The organism is Candidatus Njordibacter sp. Uisw_002, assembly GCF_047730155.1.
Lineage (GTDB): Bacteria > Pseudomonadota > Gammaproteobacteria > Pseudomonadales > Balneatricaceae > Njordibacter.
In genome coordinates this window covers 989,803-1,001,290 of record NZ_CP159832.1, presented here as the reverse complement: position 1 = coordinate 1,001,290, position 11,488 = coordinate 989,803, and the positions used below count along the sequence as shown (strand labels likewise).

The 11,488-nt window shown below is 42.7% G+C and carries 12 protein-coding genes; all 12 read right to left on the bottom strand.

Annotated features, from left to right (window positions below; all coding sequences use genetic code 11):
- Window positions 1–3: 3 nt before the first annotated feature.
- The 12 genes from ccmI to ABXT42_RS04725 all read right to left on the bottom strand — a co-directional run bounded on the left by ccmI (window position 4) and on the right by ABXT42_RS04725 (window position 11,454).
- Window positions 4–1,233 (bottom strand): c-type cytochrome biogenesis protein CcmI, encoded by a 1,230-nt coding sequence (gene ccmI / locus ABXT42_RS04780; RefSeq protein WP_443629228.1) that lies wholly within the window; start codon window positions 1,231–1,233, stop codon window positions 4–6.
- A 3-nt stretch (window positions 1,234–1,236) separates the two neighbouring features.
- On the bottom strand, window positions 1,237–1,719 hold the full coding sequence (locus ABXT42_RS04775; RefSeq protein ID WP_443629227.1) for a cytochrome c-type biogenesis protein: 483 nt from the start codon (window positions 1,717–1,719) through the stop codon (window positions 1,237–1,239).
- Complete coding sequence (locus ABXT42_RS04770; RefSeq protein ID WP_443629226.1) at window positions 1,716–2,264, bottom strand: DsbE family thiol:disulfide interchange protein; 549 nt, start codon at window positions 2,262–2,264, stop codon at window positions 1,716–1,718. Before ABXT42_RS04770 ends, ABXT42_RS04775 begins: the two co-directional genes overlap by 4 nt.
- Window positions 2,261–4,216 (bottom strand): heme lyase CcmF/NrfE family subunit, encoded by a 1,956-nt coding sequence (locus tag ABXT42_RS04765; RefSeq protein WP_443629225.1) that lies wholly within the window; start codon window positions 4,214–4,216, stop codon window positions 2,261–2,263. Before ABXT42_RS04765 ends, ABXT42_RS04770 begins: the two co-directional genes overlap by 4 nt.
- Complete coding sequence (ccmE, locus tag ABXT42_RS04760) at window positions 4,213–4,710, bottom strand: cytochrome c maturation protein CcmE (RefSeq protein ID WP_443629442.1); 498 nt, start codon at window positions 4,708–4,710, stop codon at window positions 4,213–4,215. Before ccmE ends, ABXT42_RS04765 begins: the two co-directional genes overlap by 4 nt.
- Window positions 4,711–4,729: 19 nt before the next feature.
- Window positions 4,730–4,903 carry a heme exporter protein CcmD gene (ccmD, locus tag ABXT42_RS04755; protein WP_443629224.1) on the bottom strand — a complete coding sequence of 58 codons (174 nt, stop codon included), beginning with the start codon at window positions 4,901–4,903 and terminating at the stop codon, window positions 4,730–4,732.
- A complete protein-coding gene (locus tag ABXT42_RS04750) occupies window positions 4,903–5,670 on the bottom strand; it encodes a heme ABC transporter permease (protein WP_443629223.1) in 768 nt (255 codons plus the stop codon). Before ABXT42_RS04750 ends, ccmD begins: the two co-directional genes overlap by 1 nt.
- A gap of 27 nt (window positions 5,671–5,697) precedes the next feature.
- Entirely contained in the window at window positions 5,698–6,357 is a 660-nt protein-coding gene (ccmB, locus tag ABXT42_RS04745; RefSeq protein ID WP_443629222.1) for a heme exporter protein CcmB, read from the bottom strand.
- A complete protein-coding gene (gene ccmA, locus ABXT42_RS04740) occupies window positions 6,354–7,007 on the bottom strand; it encodes a cytochrome c biogenesis heme-transporting ATPase CcmA (protein ID WP_443629221.1) in 654 nt (217 codons plus the stop codon). The genes ccmB and ccmA overlap by 4 nt, the downstream gene beginning before the upstream one ends.
- A gap of 120 nt (window positions 7,008–7,127) precedes the next feature.
- Complete coding sequence (locus ABXT42_RS04735) at window positions 7,128–7,754, bottom strand: 3'-5' exonuclease (protein ID WP_443629220.1); 627 nt, start codon at window positions 7,752–7,754, stop codon at window positions 7,128–7,130.
- Window positions 7,754–9,592 carry a DUF294 nucleotidyltransferase-like domain-containing protein gene (locus tag ABXT42_RS04730; RefSeq protein ID WP_443629219.1) on the bottom strand — a complete coding sequence of 613 codons (1,839 nt, stop codon included), beginning with the start codon at window positions 9,590–9,592 and terminating at the stop codon, window positions 7,754–7,756. Before ABXT42_RS04730 ends, ABXT42_RS04735 begins: the two co-directional genes overlap by 1 nt.
- Before the next feature lie 38 nt (window positions 9,593–9,630).
- The gene (locus ABXT42_RS04725) at window positions 9,631–11,454 is read right to left on the bottom strand and encodes a sodium:solute symporter family protein (RefSeq protein WP_443629218.1); all 1,824 of its coding nucleotides are present in this window, start codon (window positions 11,452–11,454) and stop codon (window positions 9,631–9,633) included.
- Window positions 11,455–11,488 lie beyond the last annotated feature (34 nt).

Below are 11,488 nucleotides of genomic sequence, written 5' to 3'. Positions count from 1 at the left end.
AGATTACTTCAGGATTTGGTCAATGGTCAAATTTACTTGCCCAGCGCTAGCTTCATCCACATTAATAACCACTGTTGGGCTCAATAAATCGCCTGCTTTTTGGCCAGGCACTCCAGCCATAGCAACATGAGCACTTAAGTGCAGTGTTTTATAATCTGCCAACTTAGTGCCCTGTTGCAAAGCCATCGCATCGGTTAAAAGCACCTCCAGCGGAAGATTATTAGGATTAAGTTTAATTGCAAATAAAGGCATACGTTGACCAACCTGTTTTGCGTAAACAAACAGTGTAGCTGATGGGGAGGGCAAGGATAATCCATTGGCCAAAGACACGTTAATCGGCACGCTTATACCTAGCTCTATCTCTTTGCCACCGTTTTGAAGTTGTTGTGCACTATCAATTCCAGCTTGAAGTGAGGCTTTACCTTGGCCTTCACCTGCGTTTGGTAAAGCACGCTGCCAAAACTGTATCGCCGCATTATAATTTTCACTTTCAAAGGCCTGTATACCCAATAAACTTAAAGCAGAAACATCATTAGGATTTTTTTCTAGAGCACTAGCAATAGCTTCATTGACCCTTAGACTAAACTCACCCTCATGGAAGAATAACGCTTGAGCATATTGACCTAAAAGTGCAGCCTCTTGGCGGCTGCCACTTTGTACATATTTTAGAGCTTGCTCAAACGCATTGATGCCCAAAAGTGTTTGCTCACCTTGCATATAGCTATTGGCTAACAAGTACCATCCTTCTGGGTTATTAGGCTTTTGCTCTAACTCTTGTTCAAGATTGACAATTAAAACTTGTAATGACGCAGCAGACTGTGTGATCGAGCGCGTTGTTTGTAAATTGATGTTTTGCTCTAAACTATTATAAGCGCCTAGCTCAAGGTATGTGAGCAAGCCTGCAGCAGGCACCACCAATGCGACAAACAGTAAAGATAGGCCACCCGCTCGGCTAGATGAACCTGAAGGAGCAGGAGCCGCTTTTGTGTCTGCGGTTTCTAGCAATAATGTACGCTGCATTTCTGCTAACCGCAGGTCATAATCACCCCGACTTATCTGTGCAGACTCAAGCTCTTGATCAAGCTCTTTTTGCTTGATGCGATAAAGATCGACTACAAGATGGTGTCTATTGTTAGGAACTACTGAAGGGGGCAGAGGACGCAACCAAGCCCATAAAATAAAACCACTTGTCAAACACAGTAAAAGAGCAATAGCTGCCCATAGTTCAGTCATTTTTTAATCCCTGTCCTGAAGCTTATTATCGGCTAGGAGCTGATTCAGCTGTTGTTGCTCGTCAGGCGTTAACATTGCACTTTGTGGCTGGGCTTTTCGGCCAAAAAACCATAAAGCAAATAAACCAATAAGAATCATTCCAATGGGTGTGAGCCAAAGCACCATGGTGGATTTGTTAAATGGAGGATCATACAATATAAAATCACCATAGCGCTGCACCATAAATTCAGTAATCTGCTGATCTGTATTGCCTGAATTAATCAAAGTTTGTATCTGAGTGCGCAGATCTTTAGCAATAATAGAGTCTGAGTCAGCTAAGTTCTGGTTTTGACACTTTGGGCAACGCAAAACTGTAGTTAAACCTACAAAACGCTGCGCCATTTCAGGCTCTTCAAACTCATAAGAAGTGATATCTGCTTGTGTAACCAAAGGTATTACACTTGCCATACAAAAAAACACAAAGGTTAAAAAAATTCTAACCATCATTTTACATCCTTCAGCAAGCTAAGATATTGTGTCCGCAAATCTACCCACGTACGTTCGTTTAATTCGCCCGTCACCTTATCAATAACTATGCCATCGGCATCAATTAAATAGGTTTCTGGCGCACCAACAACGCCTAAATCAATACCTAGGTCACCTTGTGGGTCAAACACTGAAAATACATAGGGGTTGCCTAAGTCAGTTAGCCACTGTTGTGCAGCGGCTCTTTGATCATGGTAATTAACACCGAAGATACGTACATTTTCTTGTGCTGCTATGGACAATAAAAATTCATGCTCAGCCCGACATGTAGGACACCAGGTAGCCCACACATTGACTAAAGCAGGCTGTCCGAGCATATCCTTTCGTGTCACTATGGTAGTAGCTGACATTAGGGTTTCGCTGCTGAATTCAGGCAATGGTTTGCCAATCAAACTAGACTCCATTTTATTGGGGTCTTGACCAATGCCTTGGTATAGAAACAAACCTAATCCAAAGGCCATTAACATTGGTAAGATCATTAGTAGCCGTTTTGTAGCTGTGCTCATGATAAAGCTTCCTGTGCGACAGATTTTTTACGCCTATAGCGTTTATCCCATACTGCTAATACCCCACCTAAAGCCATCATAAGAGCGCCAAGCCAAATCAAACGTATCATTGGCTTGATATGCAAGCGCATTGCCCAAGCTCCATTTGCCAGTGGCTCACCCATAGCGACATAAACATCACGATTTAAAGCTGGATCAATAGCCGCTTCAGTCATGGTTTGACCACGAGCCGTATAAGTACGTTTTTGAGGTAATAAATAAGCCGAAAAATCGCCATTTTTAACAAGCTTAACCTTGCCCTCAATCGCAGTAAAGTTAGGCCCCGTGACATTTTCAACACCCATGAAAGTAAACTCGTACTGGCCAAGAGTCGCTTTGTCTCCAACATCCATTCGCAAGTCTTTTTGTAAAGAATAATGACTCACAACGGCAATGCCTAAGGCCGTGATTCCAATACCTACGTGCGCTAATAACATACCGTAGTAACCAGGATTCAACTGCTTCAAGCCTGCAAAAAATGTTTGATGGCGTAACCGTCTTTTCAAATCTACCCAAGACGCCAATAACAGCCACACCAAAAGTGCCGCAGCTAGTGCCGTTGAGGGATTAAATTCGCCTTTATATACGAACGGAAATAACACCCCTAGGATGATGGCTATAAGTGCTGGGGAACGCAACACTTGCCAAAGTTCACTTGGATTAATTCGCTTCCACTTTGAGCCTAAACCTAACCCCATGGAAATGATCAATAACACCATCAAAGGCACAAATGCAGCGTTAAAGTACGGTGGGCCTACAGATATTTTTCCACCACCTACAGCATCCAATAACAATGGGTACAAAGTGCCTAACAATACAGTTAAAGCAGCAACAATCAGCAAAATATTATTAGATAACAAGAAAGTTTCTCGAGACCAAAAACGATATCCAACCCGACTTTCTACGGTGGTTGCTCGTAGTGCAAACAACAACAAAGAGCCACCTACAGTGATGGCCAATAACACTAACACATAGTAGCCACGATCTGGATCTGAAGCAAAAGCATGCACAGACGTTAATACACCTGATCGCACTAAAAAGGTGCCCAACAAACTTAAACTAAACGCCAAAATAGCTAACAATATAGTCCAGTTTTTGAACAAGCCTCTTTTTTCTGACACTGCCAAAGAGTGCAATAACGCCGTACCTACTAGCCAAGGCATAAAAGAAGCATTTTCAACAGGATCCCAAAACCACCAGCCACCCCAGCCAAGTTCGTAGTATGCCCACCAACTACCCAAAGCAATACCTGCCGTTAAGAAAGCCCAAGCAACGCTAGTCCATGGACGTGACCATCTCACCCAAGCAGCATCATAACGACCGTCTAACAAAGCTGCGATAGCAAAGGAGAAAGCGACAGAAAATCCAACATAACCCATATACAACATAGGAGGATGAACAATAAGGCCAAAATCTTGTAACAAAGGATTAAGATCTGCTCCTTGCAGCGCTGCATCTGGTAATAAACGCGCAAAAGGATTACTTGTAAATAAGGTGAAGGAAATAAAGCCAACACCGATCATGCCCATGACAGACAAAACTCTTGCCTGCATAGTTAACGGCAAGCTTTTACTTAACAGACTTACAGCCATCGTCCACAAACCCAAGATCAACACCCAAAGTAGTAATGAGCCTTCATGCCCTCCCCACACTGCGCTTATCTTATACTGCATAGGTAAAGCTGTATTGGAGTTTTGTGCTACATAGCTCACACTAAAGTCGTCTTGAGCGAATGCCACCATCAGCATGGCAAAGGAAATCAGAAGCATCACCCCCAAACCCACAGCCAAAGGCTTCGCACTAAGCATCAAACGTGTTTGGCCAGTATATGAGCCTAACATTGGCAAAAGACCTAAACTCAAGGCTAAAAATAATGATGATATTAACGCCACATGTCCTATTTCTGGAATCATTTTGAAGTCTCTTGTAACGTGGAATCAGTGGTTGTTTGAAGATTAGTATTTGTAGCATTTACGCTTGCAGCTTGAGCTTCGTTCAATGCTTGAAGCACCTCTGGAGGCATGTAGTTTTCATCATGTTTAGCTAGCACTTCATCTGCTAAAAACACACCCTCATCATTCATTTTTCCTTGCGCCACAATACCTTGGCCTTCACGGAATAGGTCGGGCAATATGCCCGTATAATCTACCTTCACATCTTCTACAAAGTCGGTAATAACAAAGCGTACTTTTAGGCTGTCAGTGGCACGCTCTAAACTGCCTTCACGAACCATGCCCCCTGCCCTAATACGCTGACCTGCAGGCGCCTTTCCTTGAGCCATATCTGTGGGAGAGAAAAATAGATTTATATTTTGTGACAACGAGTACAAAACCAGACCTACAATAATGCTAGTGCCTGCAAGTAAACCTAGGATAAGCAGTAGCTTTTTGCGTCTTTTAGGGTGTATCAACATAGGTGTTTGCCTTTTAGTTTCTGTTACGTCGTATAAAGGCTTTAGCCTGTTTTAGGGCGCTCAGTCTTTCACTTCGAGCATGCAATACATTGACTGCCAAAAGCACCATGAAAAGTCCATAACAGGACCAGACATAAGGTCCATGTCCTGCCATACGCCATAACTCACCTACAGATTCAAAATACATTACTTTGCTCCAGAAATATCTTTATGCTGCAAAAGCCAACTTGCGCCATTTTGTGTTTGCAATATTTGCGATCTGGTACGGATCAACACCACCAAACCAAACAAAAAATAGCTTCCTAACACCGTCAAAAGTAAGGGTAAGTACATTTCTGCAGGCATACTTGGCTTTTCGGTGAGACTAAAGCTAGAGCTTTGGTGCAAGGTATTCCACCATTCTACAGAGTATTTAATGATAGGAATATTGACAGTACCAACAATAGCTAATATAGCTGTGGCTTTACCTGCAATTTGGCGCTCACTTATGGCTTGATTTAACGCCATTACCCCAGCGTAGAGAAACAATAATACTAAAGTAGACGTCAGTCTTGCATCCCAAACCCAGTATGCACCCCACGTTGGTTTACCCCAAATAGCACCTGTAACTAGGGCAATAAGAGTAAATGTTGCACCAATAGCGATACAGCTTCTGGCTACCATAAAAGCAATTTTCATTTTCCAAATAAGGCCAATAGCTCCTGCTATAGCCATACTTAAAAAAATAGACTGGGATAAAATAGCAGATGGCACATGGACGTACATGATACGAAAGCTGTTACCTTGTTGATAATCTGCTGGAGCAAAAGCTAAGCCCCAAACCATGCCACAGGTTAATAATGCAACCGCAGCCAATGCAAACCATGGTTGTAGAAAGCCACCAAAATTATAAAACCACTTAGGCGAACCCATTTGATGAAACCAACGGGGCATATGCCAACTAAATTGGGCCATAAATATTATCTCTTTTTAATATATATTCTATAACTTAAGCGCTGAACCAGCAGCCCAAGGTGTGATCATCAACGCAAATACAAACATGGCCGCTAGCAAGGCCATATAACCATCAACTGGCATACCTTGTGCTGCAGCAGCTACGCTTGAAGCACCAAAAATAATCACAGGCACATACAAGGGCAATATTAACAAAGTTAGCAGCATGCCGCCGCCTCTTACTCCAGTGACTAGTGCCGCACCAATAGCACCCAATAGACTAAGGGTTGGTGTACCAAGAAGAAGGCTTAGCATTAGTGTGGGCACAGCCTCACTTGGTAAAAATAACATCATAGCAATCAACGGTGATATTAATATTAGAGGTAAACCACTGACCAGCCAATGCACAAAAACTTTTGCAAGCACCAAAGTCCAACTAGGATATGGGGCCAATAACAGCTGTTCTAGGCTACCATCGTCGTGATCTAGCTTAAATAACAGCTCTAATGATAAAAGCGTAGCTAACATTGCAGCCACCCAAATAACACCGGCGGCTGTTTGGGATAGTAGCGATGCTTCAGGACTAACACCTAAAGGAAATAACGCCACCACCAACACAAAAAACACCAGCGGATTAATCATTTCTGCTGGCTGTCTTGCAACCAGCAATAAGTCACGACGGATGATCGCCAATATAAACCTGATCATATTATATCGCCATGTTCATTTGTGGAACGTTGAAGTGCCCAGTGGCTCAAATCTAACACTTTAACTTGCGCCAAGGTGATGTCTTGATGACTGGTCATCAGCACCGCTCCCCCTGCAAGGGTATGCTTGTTTAACCACTCCTGTTCATCCGCAATGCCTTGCTGGTCAATAGAAGTGAATGGCTCATCTAGCAACCATATATCAGCTTTACATAGATGTAGTCGAGCTAAAGCGACTCTGCGCTTTTGACCTGCAGACAGTTGCGCAACCACGCTTTCTTCGTAACCTCTTAGCCCCACTCGCTCTAGCGCTATATAACGCTGCTGTTGAGTTGAGCTGCCATTTAGTCCCGCAAGCCAAGTTAAATTTTCATCGGCTGTAAGCTGCTCTTTAAGCCCTAACTTGTGGCCTATATAGATAACTCTAGCATTGTTATTTAGTAATGAAATCTCACCTTCATCTACCGGGTGAAGCCCTGCCAGCTGACGCAAGAAAGTCGTTTTTCCAGCACCATTTCGACCTTTTATGTGCCACAAATCACCAGCTTCAATAGTAATATTAAGGCTTTGATACAACACTCGTGAGTCTCTCTCACAAGCTAAATCGCTGATGCTCAATAAAGGTGAATTTACAGGAGGTAAAGAAGACACGAAGCGTTAACTCTTTTATATTAGAGCCTGCCATTGTAACGGTTTCAAAAGAGGATGCGAAGACAGATCAGCATTGAATTACAAATTTTTACCTACGACATAGGTGGTATGCAGTAGGTTTTAGAAGAGGCTAGCTGACGATTTTAAACGTACATACATAATAGCTGTAGTAATAGCATCGCCCAAAGCTGTGTGGCGACCTAGTATAGGCACGTCTAGTGTTTTGGCTATAGCTTCAAAAGACAAATTGATTTGATATTCAGCGCCGCCAGATAGGCGCGCCTTATTACGGTACAAATCCATCACATCCACACAAGGATTTGGCACCCCAAATTCGTATAACGGCCTTAAGTGCTTATCCAATACGGCTAGATCATATGCGATGTTGTATCCAACAATAGGACGATTACCTATGAATTGAAGCATTTTTTTCAATGCCTCCTCTACAGGTAAGCCTTCATTTAGATCCATACGTCGCAGTTTATGGATTTTCACTGAAGCCTTGGGTAGCTCTTTAGGCGGGGCCAAAGTAACCGATAGCTTATTGCTACTCATTACACGGTTACCCTTAATCACCACTGCTGCTATGGATAATATTTGCGCTTTAGAAACATCTAAGCTTGTAGTCTCTATATCCAAAGAGACTAGCTCTTCTCCTTGATAGTGATGAAAAAGGTACATCCATGAGCTTTTAAGCTGACGCACCCTCCAGACATCTTTGATGCGCCGCAATCTACGTTTTATCATTATAGCCCCATGCCTAAACGGTACCTTAATGATAAGTGTTTCTTAAAGTCTTTTACCACCTGAAAAGACTGGCGTAATAGATCCTTATCTAAACGATCCAAATCACTCAAATTGATATCGTTATTGATCTCCTCTGGGCTGCAGCCACTTTCTTGCTGTTTAAGCTGGTGCGCCAAACGAAACCACTGTAACAGTGAAAAAGATTCCTTTAGCTCACTACCTAAGCGTTGCGGCAAAACACCCAGCTTAACCAATGCTTCAATACGTTTGTAAGTGTTGGTTTCTGCTATTTGATATTGCATAGCAAGCACTCGTACGCCATGCACAATGGGAAAAACACCCCCTTTTTTGACATCGACACCAGAAGCTCTGTCTCTAATACCTCCCAAAAAATTGAGTGGAGTTTCAAACACTAAAGCAACCTCTGCAAACAATGATAAAAATCGCTCTTGCTGCTTTAGTTCTTTCAACAACCAATTGCGACTGGTCTTAAATAAGGCTTTATTACCAGCAACAGGATGCGCATCTATAGAGATTGCTAGATTTAACAAACTATCGCTATCTGCTTTAGCTACCCAGTCTCGCATGCGTTGAGTCCACTCACTGATCGGCTGCACCCAAAATGGATTACTAACCATCACCCCTCCTGGACACTTAGGATAACCTAGATCAACAAGGGCTTGGGTATATGCTTCTAAGGTTTGCTGGCACTCTGGCCAATCAAGACCATCTCGCATAATAAGTCCGTTGTCTTGGTCAATTCTGATCACCTGCTCACCACGCCCTTCGCTGCCCATAACCACCAAACATACATGAGGCAAAAGGCTTTCTGGAACCACAAGATTGAACAGCTTTGACATCAACCTGTTATTAAGTGCGGCTAATAGATCCATGGCAAAGCGGATCTTCACTCCTTGAGAGTATAAAGACCGAATTAGATTACCCATGTCCCCCGCTGCAGCTTTGAGCTGTTCAATGCTGGTGGCACGTTCAATACGCAATCCAACCACATGAGAATGGCTGGAAAAATAGCTTAAGGTATCTGCTAAATCAATAATTCCATATAGTTTAGAATCTTTCATTACAACTACACGATCAATTTGGTTCGCTGTCATCAGCACAAGAGCGTTAAACAAGTAATCACCAGACTCCACAGTAATAAGCCTGTAGTTTGCAATAGATTGGGCGTCAGATGTCAAAGGCAGTTTGTCTAATACAATTGCATTTAACAAATCCGTGCGAGTCACCATGCCATAACGACTACCACGCTGTACGAGCACACAATCAACCTGTTGCTCACTCATATAAGCAGTGGCGCCTTCTAGGTCAGTACCACTAGGCAATAATGCAGCTTCTCTCATGCATGAGCTATCTATACGAGCGAGCATAAACTCGGTCATATTTAGTGAATCATCTCTTTGCGCCAATAACTGCTTTTGTAATGATAAGTCTTTGTTAAAAAAGTCACCAAAAGTGGAATTACGGTAGATTAAGTCCAGCAAAACCTTCGTAGGAAGTAAATAACAGATGGTTTCTTCATCAGCTACAAAATCATGAATGGCATTGCCACGAAGTGCCGACCAAGCTCCAAAATAATCATCATTAGTGTAATGAACAAAGGTATGCCCATGATTAACATCTGAGCTTTGAACATCTAACTCACTCACGCAACCTTTAAGAATGATATACATCCCCTCTGGAGCATTACCGGTTTTAATAATGACCTCACTAGTTTGATAATAAACAATATCAAGATTATCTTGTAGCAAAGTGCGCTCATCTTCATCTAATAAATTAAACGGCAAAACATCAGCATTAAACCCACTACTAGAATTCATATTTCATCGCTTATCAGATATAAAAATGACTTTATTGGTCAATAGTATGCAGAACCTGTGTTTCGAGGCACACGGATATTTTGCACGATATTTTGTATGTGTTTGGGTGGTTCAGGTGTTAAGTGTGACACCAAATAGGCCACAATAAAGTTTAGCACCATGCCTAAAGCACCAAATCCTTCAGGAGAAACCCCCAGCAACCAATCTTCTTGCTCGCCGCCCATAAATTTAAAGTAGGCGATGTAACATATGGTAGTGATCAAACCCACCAGCATGCCACTTATAGCTCCATACTTATTCATCCGTTGGTAAAAAATACCCATGATAATAGCGGGAAAGAATGACGCACATGCTAATCCAAAGGCCAAAGCCACCACAGCAGCCACATAGTCTGGTGGGTTCATACCCAAATAACCAGCGATGAGAATTGCAACCATGGCCGCCACACGCGCCACTAGTAGCTCTTGTTTATCCGTTATTTGAGGTCTAATAGTCTTTTTAATTAAATCGTGAGAAATAGAAGTCGCAATCACCAAAAGCAACCCAGCTGCAGTTGATAATGCTGCAGCCATAGCTCCTGCTGCAATCAAGGCAATGACCCAATCAGGCAATTCAGCAATTTCTGGGTTAGCGAGCACCATTATGTCTGGATCTACGTATATTTCATTCGCAAAGGGCTGCACTTGCGGGTCAAACTCACCACTACTTGGATTGACAACATGGCGCTGATTAAAATAAAAATTTCTAGCAACCTTATCTTCGGCAGCTCCCCAATAAATAGGTTTATGCTGACGGCCTGTAAAGGCGTCACCTGCGGCATACTGTGTACGACCATCAGCATTGTGATCATACCAAGCAATCAAGCCAGCATTTTCCCACTTTTTAAACCATTGAGGCATTTCTTCGTACGGAGTGCCTGTGTTGTCTGCACCATTGACAGTTTCTATGAGGTTGATGCGCCCAAACGCTGCCACCGCTGGTATTGTTGAATAAAGTAATGATATGAATACCAGAGCCCATGCAGCTGATATGCGTGCATCGCGTACTCTGGGTACAGTGAAAAAACGCACAATAACATGAGGTAAGCCAGCAGTGCCGAACATCAAAGAGGCGGTAATGAAAAACATATCCATCTTACTCTTACTGCCTTCGGTAAAACTTGCAAAACCAAGCTCTGTCACTAAAGCATCCAAATGGTCTAATACAGGCTGGCCATTACTTAGGGTCGCCCCTAAACCCGTTTGAGGTAACAAATGACCTGTCATTGAAAAAGTCAAAAATAATGCAGGCACTGTAAAAGCAAAAATCATTACACAGTATTGGGCCACCTGCGTATAAGTGATCCCTTTCATGCCCCCTAACACAGCATAAACAAAGACCACAGCCATACCGATCATTACCCCAGTATCTATTTCAACTTGTAAAAAGCGAGAAAATACAATGCCAGTACCTCGCATTTGTCCAGATATATAGGTGAATGAAATAAACAATACGCAAACAACAGCCACAACTCTAGCCACACTTGAATAGTAACGATCTCCTACGAAGTCAGGTACTGTAAATTTACCAAATTTACGCAGGTATGGTGCCAAAAGTAACGCCAAAAGTACGTAACCACCAGTCCAGCCCATAATAAATCCACTGGCATCGTAACCTGCAAAAGAGACAATACCCGCCAAGGATATAAATGAAGCTGCAGACATCCAGTCAGCTGCAGTTGCCATGCCATTAGCCAGTGGAGTTACACCGCCGCCTGCCACATAAAACTCTTGCGTGCTTGACGCCCTGCTCCAAAAAGCGATGGCGATGTAGATACAAAAAGACCCTACCACAAACATGTAAGTGAGCTGTTCTAGGCTCATGTTGAATTCCTATTGTTAGTAACGAGAGATTAAT